The following is a 21,116-nucleotide window of genomic DNA, read 5'->3' on the forward strand; positions in this document are numbered from 1 at the left end:
CAACGGGTTCAACAGGTCCAACGGGAGCGACAGGAATAACAGGAGCAACGGGAGTGACAGGCCCAACAGGAGCAACAGGTACAAGTATCACGGCGACATATGCATTTGCAAATAATACGTCAGGAACAGCGATATCAGTACTTCTAGGTGGAACGAATGTCCCGCTTCCGAATAATCAAAATATCGGTCCAGGTATTACGGTTTCCGGGGGAAATACAGTATTTACGGTTGCAAATGCTGGAAATTACTATATTTCATATTCGATTAATATAACGGCTTCATTATTAGTTAGTTCACGGATTACAATCAATGGAGCACCACTTGCCGGAACAATCAATTCTCCTGCTGTAGCGACCACATCATTTAGCGCAACAATCATTACAACTCTTGCAGCAGGAGATGCTATTAGCTTGCAATTATTTGGTTTGTTAGCTGTCGCAACATTATCAACAACTACTCCAGGAGCAGTGTTAACGATAATAAGATTAAGTTAAACTATAACTCTCTTACTCTTTTAAGATTAAGAGAGTTTCTACATATAATAAGAAGTTAATGAAGTAAAGCATAGTTATACAAAAGTCAGAATATTATGATTGTAACGCTATGGTGACTATAATATAATGAAAATAACCATCATGAATGAACATTCATTTATTTTTTATGTATTTGAAGGGGGAATGAAGGTGGAAAAACCATGGTTGAAAAGTTATCCAGAGGAAATTCCGAGTACGATTTCTTATGATATTCAGCCGCTTCATAGATATGTAGAACAGATGGCTTCTCGCTACCCAGAAAAGAAAGCGCTTCACTTTTTAGGGAAGGATATTACGTTTTCGGACTTCCATGATAAGGTGAAGCGGTTTGCAAATTATCTTCAAAAGCTCGGTGTGGAAAAGGGTGATCGAGTTGCTATTATGTTGCCGAATTGTCCGCAAGCTGTAATTGGTTATTACGGTACATTACTTGCGGGAGGTATCGTAGTACAAACCAATCCACTGTATACAGAAAGGGAATTAGAATATCAGCTTCATGACTCGGGAGCAAAAGTAATACTTTGTCTCGATTTAGTGTTTCCAAGAGTAACGAATGTTCAATCTGCTACAAAAATTGAGCATATTATCGTAACTCGTATTGCAGACTTTTTACCATTCCCTAAAAATCTATTGTATCCATTTGTGCAGAAAAAACAGTCGAATTTAGTTGTGAAAGTATCAGAGAGTGAAACGATTCATCTTTGGAATTCAGTAGAAAAAGAAGTGAATACGAATGTTGAGGTGCCTTGTGATCCTGAAAATGATCTAGCTCTTTTACAGTACACAGGAGGAACAACCGGATTTCCAAAAGGAGTTATGTTAACGCATAAAAACCTCGTCTCTAACACGTTAATGGGAGTTCAATGGTTATATAATTGCAAAGAAGGAGAAGAAGTCGTTCTTGGGGTTCTTCCATTTTTCCATGTTTATGGTATGACAGCTGTTATGAATTTAAGTATTATGCAAGGATACAAAATGGTCCTTATTCCAAAGTTTGATATGAAAATGGTTTTTGAAGCGATTAAGAAGCATAAAGTGACATTGTTTCCAGGGGCACCAACTATTTATATCGCTCTTTTAAATAGTCCGCTTTTAAAAGAATACGATATTTCTTCTATTCGTGCTTGTATTAGTGGATCAGCACCACTGCCAGTAGAAGTACAGGAAAAGTTCGAAAAAGTTACAGGTGGTAAACTAGTAGAGGGATATGGTTTAACAGAATCCTCTCCGGTTACACATAGTAATTTTTTATGGGAAAAGCGAGTACCAGGTAGCATCGGAGTTCCGTGGCCAGATACAGAAGCAATCATTATGTCGCTTGAAACTGGTGAGGCATTACCGCCAGGAGAAATAGGTGAAATTGTAGTGAAAGGCCCTCAAATTATGAAAGGATATTGGAATAAGCCAGAGGAAACAGCGGCTGTATTGCAAGATGGCTGGCTCCATACAGGTGATGTTGGCTACATGGATGAAGATGGATTCTTCTATGTAAAAGATCGCAAGAAAGATATGATTGTCGCGAGTGGATTTAATGTGTATCCTCGTGAAGTTGAAGAAGTATTATATGAGCATGAAAAAGTGCAAGAAGTAGTGACAATTGGAGTTCCAGATCCGTACCGAGGAGAGACAGTTAAAGCATTTGTTGTGTTAAAAGAAGGTACGGAATGCTCTGAGGAAGAATTAAATCAGTTTGCACGTAAATATTTAGCGGCTTATAAAGTGCCGAAAGTATATGAGTTTAGAGATGAATTGCCGAAAACGACAGTAGGGAAAATTTTGCGCCGTGTTCTAATAGATGAAGAGAAGAGAAAGAATGAGGATGAGCAAACGGGCTAAGGCCCTTTCTTTTTGAAAAAATAGGATTGACACTTTTCTAAATAGTCAGTATTATAAGAATATGAATGACTATTCATTCAGTCATCTTCTTGAAGGGGACAGTAAAGTGAAGAAAAATAGACCGAAATACAATCAAATTATTGATGCGGCAGTCATTGTGATTGCGGAGAATGGGTACCACCAAGCGCAAGTTTCTAAAATCGCAAAGCAAGCTGGGGTAGCTGATGGCACGATTTATTTATATTTTAAAAATAAAGAAGATATATTAATATCCTTATTCCAAGAGAAGATGGGAGAATTTGTCGAAACAATTCGTCAAAAAACAGCAGGAATTGAAAGCGCTGTATCGAAGTTATTCATGTTGGTAGAAACGCACTTCTTGCTGTTGTCGCAAAATGATCCGCTTGCTATCGTTACGCAATTAGAGCTAAGGCAGTCCAATCAAGACTTGCGCCTTAAAATAAATGAAGTATTAAAAGGCTACTTACAAGTTATGGATGAGATTTTAGAGACTGGTATAAAACAAGGTGAATTTCAAGCAGATTTAAATGTTCGCGTGGCAAGACAAATGATCTTTGGAACAGTAGATGAAGTTGTGACCAATTGGGTAATGAGCGATCATAAGTATGATCTGGTCGCACTTTCAAAAACGGTACACGGGCTACTTATTGCAGCTTGTGGTTATCGTCAATAATGGGAGGGATCATGTTGAAATTCCTATCTGTAAGAGTTGAAGATCATATCGCGGTGGCGACGTTAAATCACGCACCAGCGAATGCGATGTCTTCACAAGTTATGCATGACGTTACTGAATTAATTGATCAAGTGGAAAAGGATGATAACATTCGTGTTGTTGTTATTCACGGTGAAGGACGTTTCTTCTCAGCAGGAGCAGATATTAAAGAATTTACATCTGTTATTGAAGCGAAGCAAGCAACAGAATTAGCACAACTTGGACAAGTTACGTTTGAGCGTGTTGAAAAATGTTCAAAACCAGTTATTGCGGCAATTCATGGAGCGGCACTGGGCGGCGGCCTTGAGTTTGCTATGTCTTGCCACATGCGCTTTGCAACTGAAAGTGCAAAACTTGGTTTACCTGAATTAACACTTGGATTAATTCCTGGCTTTGCAGGTACACAGCGCTTACCACGTTATGTTGGGAAAGCGAAAGCTTGTGAAATGATGTTAACAAGTACACCAATTACTGGTGCAGAAGCATTAAAGTGGGGACTTGTTAACGGATTGTTCTCTGAAGAATCATTTTTAGATGATACGCTTAAAGTTGCAAAACAAATTGCTGGAAAAAGTCCAGCAACAACTCGTGCTGTACTAGAGTTATTGCAAACGACAAAATCGTCTCATTACTATGAAGGTGTACAACGTGAATCACAAATTTTTGGTGAAGTATTTACGAGTGAAGATGGAAGAGAAGGTGTAGCCGCATTTTTAGAAAAGCGTAAACCTTCATTTAGTGGCAGGTAGTTCAATTATTTTTTTAATATAAATTAACAGAAAATTAAAATTGATAGAATCTTTCTGAAAAACAAGGGGGTAAATGGAATGAACATCTACGTACTCATGAAACGAACATTTGATACAGAAGAAAAAATCGTAATTAAAAACGGTGCAATTTACGATGGCGAAGCGGAATTCATCATCAACCCTTACGATGAATATGCAATTGAAGAAGCAATTCAAGTAAGAGACGCACAAGGTGGAGAAGTTACAGTTGTAACAGTCGGTGGCGAAGATAGTGAGAAAGAACTTCGTACTGCATTAGCAATGGGCTGTGATAAAGCGGTATTAATTAATATTGAAGATGATGTAGAAAATGGTGACCAGTTCACGACAGCAAAAGTACTTGCTGAGTATTTAAAAGATAAAGATGCAGATTTAATTTTAGGCGGAAACGTTGCAATTGATGGTGCATCTGGACAAGTAGGGCCACGCGTAGCTGAAGCGTTAAATATTCCATATGTAACGACAATTACAAAACTTGAAATTGACGGTACAAATGTGAAGATTGAGCGTGATGTTGAAGGTGATACAGAAGTGATTGCAACTTCATTACCAGTTTTAGTAACAGCACAGCAAGGTTTAAATGAACCTCGTTACCCATCGCTTCCAGGTATTATGAAAGCGAAGAAAAAGCCACTAGAAGAATTAGAATTAGATGATTTAGATTTAGAAGAAGATGATGTGGAAGCAAAGACAAAAACAATTGAAATCTATTTGCCTCCTAAGAAAGATGCAGGAAAAGTGTTACAAGGCGAGCTGCAAGATCAAGTAAAAGAACTTGTATCGTTGCTCCATACAGAAGCGAAAGTAATCTAATAAAATACGAAATTATATATGCAGGAGGGAAAATCTATGGCTCGTAAAGTATTAGTAATGGGTGAAGTTCGTGATGGATCGCTACGTAACGTTTCGTTTGAAGCGGTAGCAGCAGCAAAAACAATTGCAGAAGGCGGTGAAGTAGTAGGTCTTCTAATTGGAGACAGCGTTGCCTCTTTTGCAAATGAATTGATTCATTACGGTGCAGATCGCGTTGTGACAGTTGAAAATGATAAATTAAAATCATATACATCTGATGGTTATGCACAAGCGTTTTTAGCTGTACATGCTGAAGAAAATCCAGAAGGTATTGTCTTTGGACATACGGCACTTGGTAAAGATTTATCACCAAAATTAGCAGCGAAGCTTGAAGCTGGTTTAGTTTCTGACGTAACTGCTTTAGAGGTTGAAGGTGGAAATGTTATCTTCACTCGTCCAATTTACTCTGGTAAAGCATTCGAGAAGAAGATTGTAACAGACGGCATCTTATTTGCGACAGTGCGTCCAAATAACATTGCAACTCTGGAAAAAGATGAGTCTCGCAGCGGTGACGTATCTTCTATTACAGTTGATGTGAAAGATTTACGTACAATTATTCAAGATGTTGTCCGTAAAACAGCAGAAGGTGTGGATCTTTCTGAAGCGAAAGTTATTATCGCTGGCGGACGCGGTGTGAAGAGTGAAGAAGGATTTAAACCATTAAAAGAGTTAGCTGACGTACTAGGCGGCGCTGTTGGGGCATCTCGTGGTGCTTGTGACGCTGAATACTGTGAGTACTCATTACAAATTGGTCAAACTGGTAAAGTTGTTACGCCAGACTTATACATTGCATGTGGTATTTCTGGTGCGATTCAGCATTTAGCAGGTATGTCTAACTCAAAAATAATCGTTGCGATTAATAAAGATCCAGAAGCAAGTATCTTCAAAGTAGCTGACTACGGTATTGTTGGTGACTTGTTCGAAGTTGTACCTCTTTTAACAGAAGAGTTTAAAAAGTTAAAAGTACATTCATGATTTAAGTACCCTTGAGTTCCAAGTGAAGTACCCCTATATATAGAAAAAGGTGAGAGATCCCCTGTCTCTCATCTTTTTAGTATTTAATCCATATTTTTATATAGTATAAAGGAACATTTTTTTGTTACAATACATAACGATACATATTATTCGCCACGTATATAAGTTAATGATATACTCTTGGTAGAATATACTTGAAGGAGGAAATAAAATGGCAATTGTAAACGCAAATGACCAAAGCTTCGCAGCTGAAACTAGCGAAGGTGTTGTATTATTAGATTTCTGGGCACCTTGGTGTGGACCTTGTAAAATGATCGCTCCTGTATTAGAGGAGATCGATGCAGAACTAGGCGAAAAAGTAAAAGTAGTAAAAGTAGATGTTGATGAGAACCAAGAAACTGCTCGTCAATTCGAAGTAATGAGCATTCCAGCTCTTTTCGTATTAAAAGACGGTAAAGTAGTTGATCAAACGTTAGGTTACAAACCGAAAGAAGCGTTAGTAGAATTAGTTTCTAAACATTTCTAAAATAAAAAAAGCTACCAGTTGGTAGCTTTTTTTATTTTCTTTTTTACAGTCTTTCCGTTACAATAAAAGAACGTATGTTGGGTGTTTGAGCATAGTATGTTTTCAAGGGAAAATAAAAATGCTAAGTATGTAGAAATGGAGGGAGACGAGTGCACGAACATTTGAAAGAGAAGTTGGCTATTTTACCAGATCAACCTGGTTGTTATTTGATGAAAGATAAGCAAGGAACGGTTATATATGTTGGAAAGGCAAAAGTGCTTAAAAATCGTGTGCGCTCGTACTTTACTGGTTCACATGATGGGAAAACACTGCGGCTTGTAGGAGAAATTGTTGATTTTGAATATATTGTAACCTCTTCGAATTTAGAAGCACTTATTTTAGAGTTAAATCTAATTAAAAAATATGATCCGAAATATAATATTCAATTAAAAGATGATAAAACATATCCTTTTATTAAAATTACGGCGGAGAAGCAACCGCGCTTACTCATTACTCGAAATGTAAAAAAGGATAAAGGAAAGTATTTTGGTCCTTATCCAAATGCACAATCTGCTCATGAAACGAAAAAACTGCTAGATCGTATGTATCCACTTCGGAAATGTACGAATATGCCAGATAAAGTTTGTTTGTATTATCATATGGGTCAATGCTTAGCGCCGTGTGTGAAAGAAGTGACGGAAGAACAAAATAAAGAAATTGTAGATGAAATTATTAAGTTTTTAAATGGTGGACATAAAGAAGTTCGTTCAGAATTAGAAGTAAAAATGTATGAGGCCTCAGAGAAACTAGAGTTTGAACGTGCAAAAGAGTTGCGTGATCAAATTGCTCATATTGATGCGATTATGGAAAAACAAAAGATGATTATGAGTGACTTAGTGGATCGTGATGTGTTTGGATATGCAGTGGATAAAGGATGGATGTGTGTTCAAGTTTTCTTCGTTCGAAAAGGAAAGCTAATTGAACGTGATGTTTCTATGTTTCCAATTTACGATGAACCAGAAGAGGGCTTTTTAACATTTATCGGCCAATTTTATGAAAACAGTAGTCATTTTAAGCCGAAGGAAATTGTCGTTCCAGGAAGTATAGACTCGGAATTAGTAGAGCGCTTTTTAGAAGTAGAAGCGACACAGCCGAAACGTGGTAAGAAAAAAGACCTTGTAGAATTAGCAAATAAAAACGCGAAAATTGCTCTTGAAGAGAAGTTTTACTTAATTGAACGTGATGAAGAACGAACGATTAAAGCAGTAGATCATTTAGGGAAGCAGCTTGGGATTGAAACGCCGTATCGTATTGAAGCGTTTGATAACTCAAATATTCAAGGAACAAATCCTGTTTCTGCAATGATTGCTTTTATCGATGGGAAACCGGCGAAGAAAGAGTATCGAAAATATAAAATTAAAACGGTTCAAGGGCCAGACGATTATGAGTCTATGAGAGAAGTTGTGAGGCGCCGTTATACAAGGGCCCTTAAAGAAAATTCACCTTTACCTGATTTGATTATTATTGATGGAGGAAAAGGCCATCTAGCGGCTGCAAGTGATATTCTAGAGAATGAGCTCGGATTATATATTCCGATGGCAGGTCTTGTGAAAGATGATAAACATAAAACCTCCCATTTAATTATTGGGGACCCACCGGAACCTGTGATGCTTGAGAGAAATAGCCAAGAATTTTATTTATTGCAGCGTATTCAAGATGAGGTGCATCGATTTGCGATTACATTCCATCGTCAATTACATGGGAAATCTGTCATTCAATCAGCATTGGATGACATTCCAGGAATAGGTGATAAACGGAAAAAGGTATTGTTAAAACATTTTGGTTCATTAAAGAAGATGAAAGAAGCTTCTATAGAGGAATTTGTCGAAGCGGGTATGCCGAAAAATGTCGCGGAGACGATTTATACGTATTTAACAGATAAGAAGACGTTGTAGTTTACAACGTCTTCTGTTTTTTGGTATAATTTCTGAAGATTTAAAATAAATGCATCTGAATGAAAATACAAAAAAGTCAACTAAACTGATATGTCTAGTTGACTGTAGGTAATGCTTACACTTCAATGAGATCTTTTATATCCCATTTTACAAGAAATGTAATAGAGTCAGAACGTTTTTTCTTTTCTTCGTATGACTCTGCAACGACGTTCCGTTGCTTTTGAATTTGTTCAGCGATGAATCCAGCTTCTAGTTGATAAGAAGAATGTCGTTTTTGTTTTTGACGTTCTGCAATGAGTGTGCCTTTAAGTTGGAACTGCATTTCACGACGCTTATGTTCAATAATGCTTAAAGTGCCCCAGCCAGCTTTTTCAAAGAACTGAATGACTTCTTCAATTGTTTCTAGCGGATATTTTCTTGCAAGGTTTCTACCAGACCAGTATAAAATACCATCTAAATCGTTGCCGATTAAATCAGGTAGTAATTCTTCACGTAGCAATTCATAAGCGAAGGCGTTCAATGAAACATCTTCTAAAGATGTTATATCGATTGTATTTTTACTCACAATATTCCCCTCTTTCTATAGGGATTATTATATAACATTTTTCATTTATAAAAACAGATTTTTCTTTAGGGAAATCTGAATATCTAAGAAGAAAAAAAGAATTGCCAAATTATATGCAAATTATGTATACGTTTTCTTGACGCTTCGACAAAAATAGGGGTAAAATGAACTTGTTATCAAATTATGCTGAAATATTTCGAATAATTTTTTCAGTTTTTCTTATGCCAATAGTGAAAAAACATTATTGTTATAAATTAATCTGAAAACAGCAGTCAAACATTCAAGGGGGTAATGGGGACATGAAAGGCCGCGAGTATACGTTTCGTAAGTGGCACTCATTAATGGGGGTCATCCCGGTTGGTGTCTTTTTGACGCAACATCTAATTGTAAACAACTTTGCAACAAGAGGAGCAGAGGCTTTTAACAAAGCTGCAGGCTTTATGGAGCTCCTTCCATTCCGGTATGCGCTAGAAATTTTCATCATCTTTTTACCGATACTGTACCATGCTATATATGGCTTATATATTGCATTTACAGCTAAGAACAATGCGGTTTCTTACGGTTATTTCCGTAACTGGATGTTCGTTTTCCAAAGAATTTCAGGTATCGTTACGCTGATTTTCATTTCTTGGCACGTCTGGGAAACTCGTATTCAAGCAATGTTAGGTAAAGAGGTAAACTATGATATGATGGCAGATATTTTAAACAATCCAGCTATGTTTGCATTCTACTTAGTTGGTGTTGTTTCAACAATTTTCCACTTTGCAAATGGACTATGGACATTCTGCATCAGCTGGGGAATTACAGTATCTCCACGTTCACAAAGAATCTCTACTTATGTAACATTAGCTATTTTCTTAGGTCTATCTTATGTAGGTGTGAGTGCATTATTAGCGTTCATCGATCCACAGCTAGCAAATCAGTAAGGAGTGGGAGAGCATGAAAGGGAAACTTATAGTAGTCGGCGGTGGCTTGGCTGGCTTAATGGCAACGATTAAAGCGGCAGAAGCAGGAGTAAATGTTGAACTGTTTTCTTTAGTACCAGTAAAACGTTCACATTCTGTATGTGCTCAGGGCGGAATTAACGGTGCCGTAAATACGAAAGGTGAAGGGGATTCTCCATGGATCCACTTTGACGATACAATTTATGGTGGGGACTTCTTAGCGAACCAACCACCAGTTAAAGCAATGTGTGAAGCAGCACCTGGTATCATTCATTTAATGGACCGTATGGGTGTTATGTTCAACCGTACGGAAGAAGGACTTCTTGATTTCCGTCGATTTGGTGGAACGCAACATCACCGTACAGCATTTGCTGGTGCAACAACTGGACAGCAATTACTTTACGCATTAGATGAGCAAGTACGTCGTCACGAAGTAGCAGGACTTGTAACGAAATATGAAGGCTGGGATTTCTTACGAGCTGTTGTTGATGATGAAGGTGTGTGCCGAGGAATCGTTGCACAAGACTTACAAACTATGGAGATTAAAAGTTTCGGAGCTGATGCCGTGATTATGGCAACAGGGGGCCCTGGTATCATTTTCGGAAAATCAACAAACTCCATTATTAATACAGGTACAGCAGCTTCTGCTGTATATCAACAAGGTGCATATTATGCAAATGGTGAGTTCATTCAAATTCACCCAACGGCAATTCCTGGAGACGATAAATTACGTCTTATGAGTGAATCTGCACGTGGTGAAGGTGGACGTGTTTGGACATATAAAGATGGTAAACCATGGTACTTCTTAGAAGAAAAATATCCGGCTTACGGAAACCTTGTACCTCGTGATATCGCAACGCGTGAAATCTTTGATGTTTGCGTAGAGCAAAAACTAGGTATTAACGGTGAAAACATGGTGTACTTAGATCTTTCTCATAAAGATCCGAAAGAACTAGATATTAAACTTGGTGGAATTATTGAAATCTATGAGAAATTTACAGGGGATGATCCTCGTAAACTACCAATGAAAATCTTCCCAGCTGTTCACTATTCAATGGGTGGACTATGGGTTGACTATAAGCAAATGACTAGTATTCCAGGTTTATTTGCAGCAGGTGAGTGTGATTATTCTATGCACGGTGGTAACCGCCTTGGTGCAAACTCACTATTATCAGCAATTTACGGTGGTATGGTAGCAGGACCAAACGCAATTGAATATATGAAAGGTCTTTCTAAATCATCAGATGCTGTTTCATCTACTGTATATGAGCAAAATGAATTAATCGAAACAGAGAAATTTAACAATATTTTAACAATGGATGGTAATGAAAATGCATATGTTCTTCATAAAGAGCTTGGAGAATGGATGACAGATAACGTTACAGTAGTTCGTGAAAATAAAAAGTTATTAGAAACAGATGCGAAAATTGAAGAGTTAATGGATCGTTACAAACGTATTAACATTAACGATACAGCGAGATGGAGTAACCAAGGTGCTTCATTTACACGTCAACTTGCAAATATGTTTGAGTTAGCACGTGTTATTACAATTGGCGCATATAACCGTAATGAGAGCCGCGGGGCGCATTACAAACCTGAATTCCCAAATCGTGATGATGCAAACTTCTTAAAAACTACTATGGCAAAATTTGAAGGAGAAGGAAATGCACCAGCATTCCATTACGAAGACGTTGATGTTTCATTAATTAAACCACGTAAACGTGATTATTCTTCAAAACATGATGTAGCTGCTAAGGGTGAAGAGAAGGGGGATAAACAACATGTCTGAGAAAACAATCCGCCTCATCATTACGAGACAAGATGGACCAGATGCACAAGAGTTTGACCAAGAGTTTGAAATTCCATATCGTCCTAATATGAATATTATTTCGGCGCTTATGGAAATTCGTCGTAATCCTGTCGATTCAAAAGGAAACCAAACAACTCCGATCGCATGGGATATGAACTGCTTAGAGGAAGTATGCGGTGCATGTTCGATGGTTATTAACGGAAAGCCACGTCAATCATGTACGGCTCTTATTGACCAATTAGAACAGCCAATTCGCTTAAAGCCGATGAAGACATTCCCAGTTGTACGTGATTTACAAGTTGACCGCAGTCGCATGTTTAATGCTCTAAAACGCGTTAAAGCTTGGATTCCAATTGATGGTACGTATGACTTAGGTCCAGGACCAAGAATGCCTGAGAAAAAGCGTCAATGGGCTTATGAGCTTTCAAAATGTATGACATGTGGTGTTTGCTTAGAATCATGTCCAAACGTAAACAGTAAGTCTGACTTTATTGGACCAGCGCCGTTATCACAAGCTCGTTTATTCAACTCACATCCAACGGGTGAAATGCATAAAGCAGATCGCTTACGTGCAATTATGGGAGATGGAGGACTAGCAAACTGTGGTAACTCTCAAAACTGTGTGCAATCATGTCCGAAGGGTATTCCTTTAACAACTTCAATTGCGGCATTAAACCGTGATACAACAATTCAATCGTTCAAAGATTTCTTTGGTAGCGATAATAACTATTAATAAATATTGCCTCTTCATTTTGAAGGGGCAATATTTATAACTATATTTTTCAGTTTATTCTGTTTTTTGGCAGGAAGGGGAGATAGCGTTGAAGAGAATTTCTTATATTGAAGACTTCGAGAAATGGGAAAGTGGTTTTTCATTTTACAATCCTGTAAAGGTTCGTTTTGGTGAAGTAGATATGTTTGGACATGTAAATAATGTCGTTGCTTTTACTTATTTTGAAGAAGCTCGTATTGCGTTGTTTAAAGAACTTGGATTTATGCAAGAGTGGACACATGCATCATCAGAAATGATGATCGTTGTTGCGGATTTACAATGTAATTTTATTAAGCAAATATATTTTGATGAACAGTTGAAGGTGTATGTAAAGGCAGGATCGGTTGGGAACTCTTCTTTAGATCTACATTATATGGTGAAGAATGCAGAAGGAGAGGTTTGTTTAGTAGGTCGTGGAATGATGGTTCAAGCGTCGAAAAAAACAGGAAGAGGCGAACCATGGCCTGAAGAATGGAAGAAGAAATTACTACAATGATAGAGTGAAAGAAAAATAAGAGAGCAATTTGCTCTCTTATTTTTTGTCTTCCATCGCTTCTTCTAATGTTAAGTGATGTTTATATAGGTATGTAGCGTATGGATTACCAACGTAGCGTAAGTGCCATGGTTCATATGCATATTCTGTTGTATCTGTTTTATCTTCTAAGTAACGAATGACAAAGCCGAATTCATGAGCGTGTTCCGCGACCCATTTTCCTTCTGCTGTCTCCCCGAAAATAGGCTCTAATTGAAATTTAGCTGTTTTTGAACTAATATCCATTGCTAAACCCGTTTGGTGTTCACTCGTACCAGGAATTGCGCTTACTGAATTAGCCTCAGCTTTTCCTTGACGTCTAACGTATGTATCATGCAACGATTTTTGGCGTTTGTATGAACGATAACCAGATACAGCTGTAAGATCAAGCCCTTCTTTTTTCGCAGCTTTGAACATGTTTTCAAGTGCCTCCGCAGCATCTTTGCGTAGCAATGTTTTTTCTTTATCTTTTGGACTAGAAAATGGTACGTTTGGTCTCGTTAAGTCTTCAGGAATGTATCCATCTGGTAGTTTTCGATGTTTATTAATTAAGACAAGATTAGATTTTGGATTTGTTACAACTGAAAAGTCATTGTCTATTTTCTTTGCATTATGATCAGCTTTTGGAAAAGCAGGAATCTCTTCTTTTGGGTGGTTAGTATGTTTTTGACTTTCGACAGCTTTCGCTTCATTATGTAGTGGTGATTTAGAACCAAAGTAAGTGAAAGATGTGATACCGATTACAATAGTAGTGGCAGAAATAATTATTATCTTTTTCATAATGCCTTGTAATCACAGTCCCTTCTTAATAAAATGTGTATCGTTTTTTTTTTATTATAAGTCTAGTTTGTTGGAAAAGGAATATAAGAGTCATAACGTAATAGAAATGCAAAGAAAATGTCAGAAAATGTGTGAATTTGTAGTATTTTTTTATATAATTCATTTCTTATCTTTCATGAATTGCATTTTTTATGTAATATATATACATAAGAAGATGTAGCGATTATCGAGAATAAAGAACTTCTTGTATAGACTAGGAGTGAATGGGAATGGATTTTGCAACAATTATTGGACTTGTTTTAGGATTTTTAGCAGTGGTAGTAGGGATGGTCGTCAAGGGCGCTGACGTAACAGCCTTATTAAATCCTGCCGCAGCATTAATTATTTTTATCGGTACATTTGCTGCAGTATGTATTGCATTTCCGATGAATCAACTAAAAAGGGTTCCAAAACTATTTAAAGTTCTTTTTGGTTCAAATAAAAAGGATTTAAGTTATGAACAGTTGCTAGAATTATTTGTTCATTGGACATCTGAAAGTAGAAAATACGGTATTTTGTCTTTAGAGCAACAATTAGACAAAATTCAAGATGAATTTCTTTTGCGCGGTATGAAATTTGTGATTGATGGCGTATCCGCAGAAGATTTAGAGCAGATTTTGGAATCTGAATTAGAGGCAATTGAAGAAAGACATGCAAAGGGAGCTGCTATTTTTTCACAAGCTGGTACGTATGCACCGACATTAGGAGTTTTAGGTGCTGTTATCGGTCTTGTAGCTGCGCTTGGTAACTTAACTGATATTGAAAAGTTAGGTCATGCTATTTCGGGTGCGTTTATTGCAACGATTTTTGGTATTTTTTCAGGTTATGTATTATGGCATCCATTTGCAAATAAGTTAAAGCAAAAATCTTCAGCTGAAATTGAGAAAAAACGTTTAATCATTGATTGTTTATTAATGTTACAAGAAGGTACATATCCGTTTATTATGAAGAACCGCATTTTAGGTGCACTTTCTGCAACTGAGCGTAAAAAGCTAGAAAAAGGAGCAGAAAAAAATGCGGAGTAAGAAAAATAGAAGAGGCAAAAAGAAAAAACATGATGAGCATATCGATGAAACGTGGTTAATTCCATATTCTGATATGTTAACGTTGTTATTTGCATTGTTTATCGTTTTATTCGCAATGAGTAGTATAGATGCTGCGAAGTTTAAACAGATGGCAGTTGCTTTTCGAAGTGAATTAGCTGGGGGAACAGGTAACAAAGAATTTTTAAGTGATCAAAAGCCAAATGAGGAAAAAGAATTATCAGCAAGTAGCCTTGAGGCAGAACAAGCAAAAAAACAAGAAGAAGCTAGAGCTAAAGAAAAAAAAGAGATGGATGAATTGAAAGCATTACAAAAAAAGATTGATCAATATATTAATGAAAAACAATTATCCTCTTCTTTTCAAACTAAATTAACTGAAAAGGGATTAATGGTGACAATATTAGAAAATATACTGTTTGATTCGGGGAAAGCAGATGTGAAATTAGAATCTTTAGGGATTGCGAAAGAGATGTCTAGCTTACTTGTTTCAGCGTCACCTCGTGAAATTACAGTATCGGGTCATACGGATAATGTCCCTATTGCCAATGCGCAGTTTGCGTCGAATTGGGAATTAAGTACGCAGCGGGCAGTTAATTTTATGCAAGTATTACTGCAAAATAAAGAATTACAACCAGAAAAATTTAGTGCGATTGGATACGGAGAATACCGTTCAATTGCTCCAAACGATACACAAGAAGGAAAGGCAAAGAATAGACGTGTGGAAGTGTTTATCTTGCCTTTAACAGAGAAAGTAAAATAAAGAGGATGGCGAATGCCATCCTCTTTTATTTTACTTCAAATGATTTTAAGTTGTCGCGACGGATTTTATCTTTTTCTGCATCTGATTTTTTGAAATCATAATCATATAAAGCGCCTTCCCAATCGCCATACATTGGATTCGGGAAAATAATGAATTTCTCACCAAATTGTGCTTTTGAATCTTCTACTGTTTGGTTACGATCTTTTACAGATTTTCCATCAAAACCTGTGAAATCAGATAAGTTATCACCGAAGAATAAGACAATATCATGGGTTTGAGAAACGAGTTCACGGCGTTTTTCTTTTCCTTTTTCTTTCGGATCTTGTAGTAATATATGTTCTTTCGTTGCTTGAGGAGCACCTACACGCTCAAGATTTTTAATTGTTGCATCTAGTTGGTTCGTTTTACGATTTGAGATGTAGTAAATATCTACACCTTTAGACTCTGTATATTTTAAGAAATCAATTGCGCCTGGAAGGGCTTCAGCCTCAGCTTTATTAATCCAATCATCCCATTTGTAAGGATAGCCTTTGCCTGTTTTTACGCTCATTGCTTGATGAGGACTGTTATCTAAAACAGTTTCGTCTAAATCAAGTACGATAGCAGGTTTTTTCTCTGTCCCTTTTGCAAGAACTGCATCAAGCTTTAATTGACCGATATTGTACCCTTGGTAGTAAAGTGCTTTCGTTTCGCCAGCTGTTTGATACCATAAATCAGCCATTAATTGCTGTTCTGTTAATTTTACTTTCTCTTCTTTCGCCACTGTTTTCTCTGGTGTTCCTGAACATGCTACAAGTGATGTAGATAGAACCGCTACAGATAATAGAGTGGTAATGCCCCTCTTCATCTTCATATGTATCCTCCTTGATGTTAGAAAATCATTTTATATTATATATTAAAATATAATATTTTTATATGAACATTTGCATATTGTCTTTTGTATATATAGTAGTATGTCCTATATTAGAAAGATGAGCAAAATAATAATAGTTATTTTGACAAGTTTTATTGTCGTAATGACAATTATAATTGACAAAAAGGGTTTTGTTATTTACAATTTTAACTAAATAGAACAAATGATGGATTAATGACGGTGTTTACATATAAGAGGATGAAGTGTAGTGCTATATTTTTTCTTGAATAAACATAGTCTTTGAAAGAGAGTACGAATGATACTAAAGGGGAGGCTTTATACTTTGAGTTTACAAATTCAAAACTTAACGAAACAATTTGGGGAATCAAAAGCAGTTAACGGTTTGCAAATTTCGTTACCAAAAGGTGAAGTACTAGGATTACTTGGACGAAATGGTGCAGGGAAAACAACAACAATCAAAATGCTTCTCGGATTATTAACGCCTAATGAAGGTACGATTACGTGGGATGGAAAAGCATTTGGGGATAGTGGCGTAACAATTGGGTATTTACCAGAAGAAAGAGGTTTATATACAAAAAGTAGAGTAATAGATCAGTTGCGATATTTTGGTAGATTAGAAGGAATGTCGAAGAAAGAAGTAGATCACGCTATTGATCATTGGTTAGAGCGTTTAGCGATACCAGAATATAAATTTAAAACGGCTGGAGAGCTTTCAAAAGGGAATCAGCAAAAAATCCAATTAATTGCTGCTCTTCTTCATAATCCGGAACTTCTCATTTTAGATGAACCATTCAGCGGCCTTGATCCAGTTAATGCCGGGATGTTAGCTAGTATTATTGAAGAACAAGTACAGAGCGGAAAGACGATTATTTTATCAAGTCATCGTATGGAACAAGTAGAGGCTTTTTGCCAACATGTATGTATTTTGAAAAAAGGTGAAGCAGTCGTAAAAGGACAGCTAAGTGATATTAAGAAAGAATACGGTTTCCGTAATTTAACGATTGAAGATACAGTAGAGAATGAAAAGGGATTAGAGGCTATACATGTATCGTATGAAAAACAACAAGGCCTTCTTTATGTGAAAGTACAAGACGATGCGGAAGCTCTCAAGATTTTGCAACAGTTGCAAGAGCAAGGTGTTAGCTTACGACAATTCAAAATGTTAGAGCCGACGTTAAATGAAATCTTTGTAGAGAGGGCGAAATAACGATGCGTAAATTTTCTCACGTATTTTCATTTTATTTTAGGGAAGCATTTTTATCTAAAAAATCATTAATTACGAGTGCCATTTTATTTTTAGTTGTGTTTGGGATTTTTGCATTTAATCATTTTACTTCAGGCGATGATAAAAATAAGGATAAAGATAAAATTGCAGTTGTAGTAGAGAGTTCCACATATAAAGTACAAAAAGATGAGCTAAATAAGTTATTGCCATCAGCAAAAATAACACTTGGTTCAAAGGATGATTTTGATAAACTGCATAAGCAAGTAGAAGAAGGCGATTTAGATGGTCTATTCCATGTGACGGAAAAGGGTGGGGCTCCATCGATTACATATATGTATAATGGATTTCCAAGCCAAGCAACTTCTGCAATTATGGCAGGATATTTAAAGCAACAATATACGATGGTGACAATTGCCAAAAATAATGTTTCACCAGAAATTGCACAGCAATTACAAACAGAAATTCAAGTAAAGCAAGAAGCGATAAAAGATCGTACATCTTCTTTCGGAATTGCCTATTTCTTTACATTTGCTTTATATATGTTTATTGTAGCGTTCGGAAATACAATCGCAATGAATATTGCATCTGAGAAGGCGTCACGTGTAATGGAAGTAATGCTTCCGAAAGTGAAACCTCTTACGATGATGTATGCGAAAATTTTAGCGGTTGTTTCAACGGCTTTATTGCAACTTGTCATATTGGCATGTGGTTATCTTATTCCATATTTGTTAGGTTGGGTCGATTTAGAAAGTGCCTCACTATTGGGTATTCCAATTGACTTTACGAAATTAGATGCAAAGGTTGTAAGCATGTTTCTTGTTTATTTCATTACGGGATATTTACTTTATGCAATGATGTATGCTGCTGCTGGAGCTGTCGTGTCTAAGACGGAGGATTTACAAGCTGTATCTTTCCCGGTAATGATTTTAATTATGGCTGCATTCTTCATTAGTATTAAATCATTAAGTGATCCGAATAGTACTATCGTTGTTGTAAGTTCTTACGTTCCATTTTTTACACCGATGGTTACCTTCTCACGTATTGTAGCTGGTGAAGCAGGTATGCTAGAAATTACGATAACATTAGCAGTCTTATTGGCGACAATTGCGATATTAAATGCTGTTACAAGCCGCATTTACGTAAATGGCGTAATGAATTACTCAGATAAAGTGAAATTTAAAGATTTAGCGAAATTTATAAAGCGTCAATAATGAGAGAAAAGCATGATTTCCTATTGAAATCATGCTTTTTCTTTATGTATAAATTAAAAATAGTATATAATAATAAGAGTCGTCTTTTAATAGAATGAATAAAAAGGAGGGTGTGCAGATGGGGATTAGTAGTCGTTTTACAGTAGGTGTTCATATGCTGACATTACTTGCGATAGATCGAAACTCTCGCTGTACCTCTGAATGGATTGCCGGTAGTGTGAATACAAATCCAGTTGTGATTCGTCGCATTACAGGAATGTTGAAGAGAGCAGGACTTGTTGATGTACAAGCTGGTAAAGGTGGTACGACACTTGCTCGAGATTTAGAAGAAATTACATTACTTGATGTATATAAAGCAGTGGAAGTTGTAGAAGAAGGACAGCTATTTTCCTTCCATGAAAATCCCAACATTGAATGTCCAGTAGGAGCTAATATTCAATCAGTATTAGAAATTATTTTAATGCAAGCGCAAGAAGCGATGGAAAACGTGCTTGCAAATGTAACGGTAGATCAATTAGTTACAAATTTAAAGTCTAAAATGAAAGAATAAAAAAGCGAGCTTCCTCATAATGAGGGCTCGCTTTTTTTTATTCAGAAATATTGAAAATTCTATTTTTCAGTATTTAAAATGAATTTACCTACGATAGCTGCGAAGATACCACCAAGAATTGGTGCTACGATGAATACCCATAGTTGAGAAAGTGCTTCTCCACCAACAAATAAAGCTGGTGCGATACTACGAGCTGGGTTAACAGATGTTCCAGTTAACGGAATTCCTAATAAGTGGATTAAAACTAATGTGAAACCAATTACTAGTCCAGCTAAAGAAGAACTTCCTTTTTTACCTGTTACAGCGACGATAACTAAAATAAATACGAAAGTTAAAATGAACTCAACTAAAAATGCTCCAGATAAACCAAGAGTTCCGAAACCATTTTGTCCTAAATTATCTAAAGGTGTTTTAGCAGATTTTAAAATTGTTACTAACGTTGCAGTTCCTAATAAACCACCTAAAATTTGAGCTAATACATAATAACAAAGTTCCATAGCGTTCATTCGTTTGTTGATGAACATAGCTACTGATACTGCTGGGTTAATGTGACATCCAGAAATTGTTCCGATGCTATATGCCATAGCTACAATAGATAAGCCGAAAGCCATAGCGATTCCTAATGTTCCAATTCCTTCGATTCCGCCGCCAGTGACAGCTACTCCAGTTCCGAATAATACAAGTACAAAGGTACCAATAAATTCAGCGATTGCTTTTTTTAACATAATTTACCTCCTATTAATGCGCATGAAACGTATTATAACATACGTTTTAGTATAAACAGCCAATGAAATACTATTCTGATAAGGCAAAATAGGGGGACAATAAAAAAGAGTATGGTTCATCTCTATAGAACCATACTCTTTTTTTATGCTGGTTTTTTCTGTTTAACGGCTGGAATAGATCGGTTTAAAATACTATTTGCAACCATTCCTAACATAATAATAATCATTCCAAGTAGGGAAAGCCCGCCAGGAAACGAACCATTCAAGAAAACAATTTCTCCAAGTACGGTAAAGACCATCGTTCCAGCTTGTGTTGCTTCAACAGCTCCAAGTAAAGCCAGGTTATCTTTTGCTAAGTCAGTAGCAAAGAAAAATGTCATCGTTGCAATAACGCCGGAACATAATGCTAACAAAAATCCTTGAAGCATTTGGCTAGATGTTGGAATACCGGTAGTAGAAAATCCGTATACACCAAGCAAAATTGTTATAGGAAGACTTCCAATTGCCATTCCTAATACACGTTGGAACGTATCAAGGCGTCCGCCAACAAGCTCCATCATTTTTCGGTTACCGAACGGATATAAGAAAGCGGCTAATACGACAGGTAAAAAACCTGAAATGAACTGAGTCATTGTAATATGGCCTGCGGCAGTTGCTTGCATACAAATTACACCAAGTAAAATAAATAAAGCAACATATAAGCTACGAAGTGGAATTTTTCCACGTACAAGTTTCGTACCTGATTTTGTTTCTATTTTCACAAAAAATAGTGGTGATAGTAGTAAACCAGCTAAAATCGTAACTTGCCAAGTTCCAGCAACGAGCCAAGCTGGAGAAAAGACAGCTGAGAAACTTAATAAAGAATAAAAACCAATACCGGCAACAGAACCCCATCCGATCCACGCCAATGGATGTTTTTTTAACTCTTTCCATAATCCCCTAAAGTTTTTGCGAAATAAAACGATAAGGAATAAAATAGGGAGAGCAAATAAAAAACGGAAGGAAGCTGTCCAAGCCCAGCTCGTTCCAGATACATTCATTGCTCTATTAATAATAAAGGTTGCAGAAAAAAAGGCCGATGATAAAAGACCTAATAAAATTGCGCGCAT

21 protein-coding genes and 1 pseudogene are annotated in these 21,116 nt (G+C 36.6%); 17 read left to right on the plus strand and 5 right to left on the minus strand.

Going from position 1 to position 21,116, the window contains the following annotated elements:
- From BUA87_RS18480 to uvrC, 8 genes and pseudogenes are all read left to right on the plus strand, one after another.
- Nucleotides 1-494 (plus strand): annotated as a pseudogene (locus BUA87_RS18480) (collagen-like protein); the annotation flags it as partial.
- 189 nt (nucleotides 495-683) lie between these two features.
- On the plus strand, nucleotides 684-2,369 hold the full coding sequence (locus BUA87_RS18485) for a long-chain-fatty-acid--CoA ligase (protein WP_000414744.1): 1,686 nt from the start codon (nucleotides 684-686) through the stop codon (nucleotides 2,367-2,369).
- Nucleotides 2,370-2,430: 61 nt separating this feature from the next.
- Nucleotides 2,431-3,063: a TetR/AcrR family transcriptional regulator gene (locus tag BUA87_RS18490; protein ID WP_002001012.1), complete on the plus strand. Its 633-nt coding sequence runs from the start codon at nucleotides 2,431-2,433 to the stop codon at nucleotides 3,061-3,063.
- An 11-nt stretch (nucleotides 3,064-3,074) separates the two neighbouring features.
- Nucleotides 3,075-3,851, plus strand: a complete 777-nt coding sequence (locus tag BUA87_RS18495; RefSeq protein ID WP_000911289.1) for an enoyl-CoA hydratase — start codon at nucleotides 3,075-3,077, stop codon at nucleotides 3,849-3,851.
- Nucleotides 3,852-3,929: 78 nt separating this feature from the next.
- A complete protein-coding gene (etfB, locus tag BUA87_RS18500) occupies nucleotides 3,930-4,703 on the plus strand; it encodes an electron transfer flavoprotein subunit beta (RefSeq protein ID WP_001029028.1) in 774 nt (257 codons plus the stop codon).
- 36 nt (nucleotides 4,704-4,739) lie between these two features.
- Nucleotides 4,740-5,717, plus strand: coding sequence for an electron transfer flavoprotein subunit alpha (gene etfA / locus BUA87_RS18505; protein WP_000101946.1), 978 nt, complete (start codon nucleotides 4,740-4,742; stop codon nucleotides 5,715-5,717).
- Between the two features lie 211 nt (nucleotides 5,718-5,928).
- Nucleotides 5,929-6,243 (plus strand): thioredoxin, encoded by a 315-nt coding sequence (trxA, locus tag BUA87_RS18510; RefSeq protein WP_001018944.1) that lies wholly within the window; start codon nucleotides 5,929-5,931, stop codon nucleotides 6,241-6,243.
- Between the two features lie 149 nt (nucleotides 6,244-6,392).
- Nucleotides 6,393-8,177 carry an excinuclease ABC subunit C gene (uvrC, locus tag BUA87_RS18515; protein WP_000544300.1) on the plus strand — a complete coding sequence of 595 codons (1,785 nt, stop codon included), beginning with the start codon at nucleotides 6,393-6,395 and terminating at the stop codon, nucleotides 8,175-8,177.
- Between the two features lie 115 nt (nucleotides 8,178-8,292).
- Here uvrC and BUA87_RS18520 read toward each other — a convergent pair whose 3' ends face one another.
- A complete protein-coding gene (locus BUA87_RS18520) occupies nucleotides 8,293-8,742 on the minus strand; it encodes a YslB family protein (protein ID WP_000042214.1) in 450 nt (149 codons plus the stop codon).
- A 299-nt stretch (nucleotides 8,743-9,041) separates the two neighbouring features.
- Between BUA87_RS18520 and sdhC the strand changes: the two genes are divergently transcribed.
- The 4 genes from sdhC (at nucleotide 9,042) to BUA87_RS18540 (ending at nucleotide 12,764) form a co-directional block, all read left to right on the plus strand.
- On the plus strand, nucleotides 9,042-9,668 hold the full coding sequence (gene sdhC, locus BUA87_RS18525; RefSeq protein ID WP_000678354.1) for a succinate dehydrogenase cytochrome B558: 627 nt from the start codon (nucleotides 9,042-9,044) through the stop codon (nucleotides 9,666-9,668).
- Nucleotides 9,669-9,681: 13 nt separating this feature from the next.
- The gene (gene sdhA, locus BUA87_RS18530; RefSeq protein WP_000676743.1) at nucleotides 9,682-11,475 is read left to right on the plus strand and encodes a succinate dehydrogenase flavoprotein subunit; all 1,794 of its coding nucleotides are present in this window, start codon (nucleotides 9,682-9,684) and stop codon (nucleotides 11,473-11,475) included.
- On the plus strand, nucleotides 11,468-12,229 hold the full coding sequence (gene sdhB / locus BUA87_RS18535; protein ID WP_001291830.1) for a succinate dehydrogenase iron-sulfur subunit: 762 nt from the start codon (nucleotides 11,468-11,470) through the stop codon (nucleotides 12,227-12,229). The genes sdhA and sdhB overlap by 8 nt, the downstream gene beginning before the upstream one ends.
- Before the next feature lie 88 nt (nucleotides 12,230-12,317).
- Nucleotides 12,318-12,764 carry an acyl-CoA thioesterase gene (locus BUA87_RS18540; RefSeq protein ID WP_072940449.1) on the plus strand — a complete coding sequence of 149 codons (447 nt, stop codon included), beginning with the start codon at nucleotides 12,318-12,320 and terminating at the stop codon, nucleotides 12,762-12,764.
- 36 nt (nucleotides 12,765-12,800) lie between these two features.
- Here the strand turns inward: BUA87_RS18540 and BUA87_RS18545 are convergent, their stop codons facing one another.
- Nucleotides 12,801-13,580 carry a M15 family metallopeptidase gene (locus BUA87_RS18545; protein ID WP_053563591.1) on the minus strand — a complete coding sequence of 260 codons (780 nt, stop codon included), beginning with the start codon at nucleotides 13,578-13,580 and terminating at the stop codon, nucleotides 12,801-12,803.
- 269 nt (nucleotides 13,581-13,849) lie between these two features.
- Between BUA87_RS18545 and motA the strand changes: the two genes are divergently transcribed.
- A complete protein-coding gene (gene motA, locus BUA87_RS18555) occupies nucleotides 13,850-14,644 on the plus strand; it encodes a flagellar motor stator protein MotA (protein ID WP_000344862.1) in 795 nt (264 codons plus the stop codon).
- Complete coding sequence (gene motB / locus BUA87_RS18560) at nucleotides 14,634-15,422, plus strand: flagellar motor protein MotB (protein WP_001256741.1); 789 nt, start codon at nucleotides 14,634-14,636, stop codon at nucleotides 15,420-15,422. The genes motA and motB overlap by 11 nt, the downstream gene beginning before the upstream one ends.
- 25 nt (nucleotides 15,423-15,447) lie before the next feature.
- On the opposite strand, the gene BUA87_RS18565 is transcribed toward motB, so the two are convergent.
- A complete protein-coding gene (locus BUA87_RS18565) occupies nucleotides 15,448-16,275 on the minus strand; it encodes a 5'-nucleotidase, lipoprotein e(P4) family (protein WP_000782771.1) in 828 nt (275 codons plus the stop codon).
- Between the two features lie 343 nt (nucleotides 16,276-16,618).
- Between BUA87_RS18565 and BUA87_RS18570 the strand changes: the two genes are divergently transcribed.
- The 3 genes from BUA87_RS18570 to BUA87_RS18580 all read left to right on the plus strand — a co-directional run bounded on the left by BUA87_RS18570 (nucleotide 16,619) and on the right by BUA87_RS18580 (nucleotide 19,282).
- On the plus strand, nucleotides 16,619-17,503 hold the full coding sequence (locus BUA87_RS18570; RefSeq protein WP_065229401.1) for an ABC transporter ATP-binding protein: 885 nt from the start codon (nucleotides 16,619-16,621) through the stop codon (nucleotides 17,501-17,503).
- 2 nt (nucleotides 17,504-17,505) lie between these two features.
- On the plus strand, nucleotides 17,506-18,732 hold the full coding sequence (locus tag BUA87_RS18575) for an ABC transporter permease (RefSeq protein ID WP_072940454.1): 1,227 nt from the start codon (nucleotides 17,506-17,508) through the stop codon (nucleotides 18,730-18,732).
- A 118-nt stretch (nucleotides 18,733-18,850) separates the two neighbouring features.
- The gene (locus tag BUA87_RS18580; RefSeq protein ID WP_000512998.1) at nucleotides 18,851-19,282 is read left to right on the plus strand and encodes an Rrf2 family transcriptional regulator; all 432 of its coding nucleotides are present in this window, start codon (nucleotides 18,851-18,853) and stop codon (nucleotides 19,280-19,282) included.
- A 59-nt stretch (nucleotides 19,283-19,341) separates the two neighbouring features.
- On the opposite strand, the gene BUA87_RS18585 is transcribed toward BUA87_RS18580, so the two are convergent.
- Together BUA87_RS18585 and BUA87_RS18590 are read right to left on the minus strand one after the other, a co-directional pair.
- Nucleotides 19,342-20,007: an aquaporin gene (locus BUA87_RS18585; protein ID WP_000913213.1), complete on the minus strand. Its 666-nt coding sequence runs from the start codon at nucleotides 20,005-20,007 to the stop codon at nucleotides 19,342-19,344.
- A 143-nt stretch (nucleotides 20,008-20,150) separates the two neighbouring features.
- The gene (locus BUA87_RS18590) at nucleotides 20,151-21,116 is read right to left on the minus strand and encodes a DMT family transporter (RefSeq protein ID WP_001201640.1); all 966 of its coding nucleotides are present in this window, start codon (nucleotides 21,114-21,116) and stop codon (nucleotides 20,151-20,153) included.

The organism is Bacillus sp. bc15, assembly GCF_900142585.1.
Lineage (GTDB): Bacteria > Bacillota > Bacilli > Bacillales > Bacillaceae_G > Bacillus_A > Bacillus_A cereus.

What these genes read in the sequence shown, in the direction of transcription:
- BUA87_RS18490 (WP_002001012.1), top strand. Translation starts at nt 2,431, where the DNA reads ATGAATGACTATTCATTCAGTCATCTTCTTGAAGGGGACAGTAAAGTG.
- BUA87_RS18495 (WP_000911289.1), top strand. Translation starts at nt 3,075, where the DNA reads ATGTTGAAATTCCTATCTGTAAGAGTTGAAGATCATATCGCGGTGGCG.
- etfB (WP_001029028.1), top strand. Translation starts at nt 3,930, where the DNA reads ATGAACATCTACGTACTCATGAAACGAACATTTGATACAGAAGAAAAA.
- etfA (WP_000101946.1), top strand. Translation starts at nt 4,740, where the DNA reads ATGGCTCGTAAAGTATTAGTAATGGGTGAAGTTCGTGATGGATCGCTA.
- trxA (WP_001018944.1), top strand. Translation starts at nt 5,929, where the DNA reads ATGGCAATTGTAAACGCAAATGACCAAAGCTTCGCAGCTGAAACTAGC.
- sdhC (WP_000678354.1), top strand. Translation starts at nt 9,042, where the DNA reads ATGAAAGGCCGCGAGTATACGTTTCGTAAGTGGCACTCATTAATGGGG.
- sdhA (WP_000676743.1), top strand. Translation starts at nt 9,682, where the DNA reads ATGAAAGGGAAACTTATAGTAGTCGGCGGTGGCTTGGCTGGCTTAATG.
- sdhB (WP_001291830.1), top strand. Translation starts at nt 11,468, where the DNA reads ATGTCTGAGAAAACAATCCGCCTCATCATTACGAGACAAGATGGACCA.
- BUA87_RS18545 (WP_053563591.1), bottom strand. Translation starts at nt 13,580, where the DNA reads ATGAAAAAGATAATAATTATTTCTGCCACTACTATTGTAATCGGTATC.
- motA (WP_000344862.1), top strand. Translation starts at nt 13,850, where the DNA reads ATGGATTTTGCAACAATTATTGGACTTGTTTTAGGATTTTTAGCAGTG.
- motB (WP_001256741.1), top strand. Translation starts at nt 14,634, where the DNA reads ATGCGGAGTAAGAAAAATAGAAGAGGCAAAAAGAAAAAACATGATGAG.
- BUA87_RS18565 (WP_000782771.1), bottom strand. Translation starts at nt 16,275, where the DNA reads ATGAAGATGAAGAGGGGCATTACCACTCTATTATCTGTAGCGGTTCTA.
- BUA87_RS18575 (WP_072940454.1), top strand. Translation starts at nt 17,506, where the DNA reads ATGCGTAAATTTTCTCACGTATTTTCATTTTATTTTAGGGAAGCATTT.
- BUA87_RS18580 (WP_000512998.1), top strand. Translation starts at nt 18,851, where the DNA reads ATGGGGATTAGTAGTCGTTTTACAGTAGGTGTTCATATGCTGACATTA.
- BUA87_RS18585 (WP_000913213.1), bottom strand. Translation starts at nt 20,007, where the DNA reads ATGTTAAAAAAAGCAATCGCTGAATTTATTGGTACCTTTGTACTTGTA.
- BUA87_RS18590 (WP_001201640.1), bottom strand. Translation starts at nt 21,116, where the DNA reads ATGCGCGCAATTTTATTAGGTCTTTTATCATCGGCCTTTTTTTCTGCA.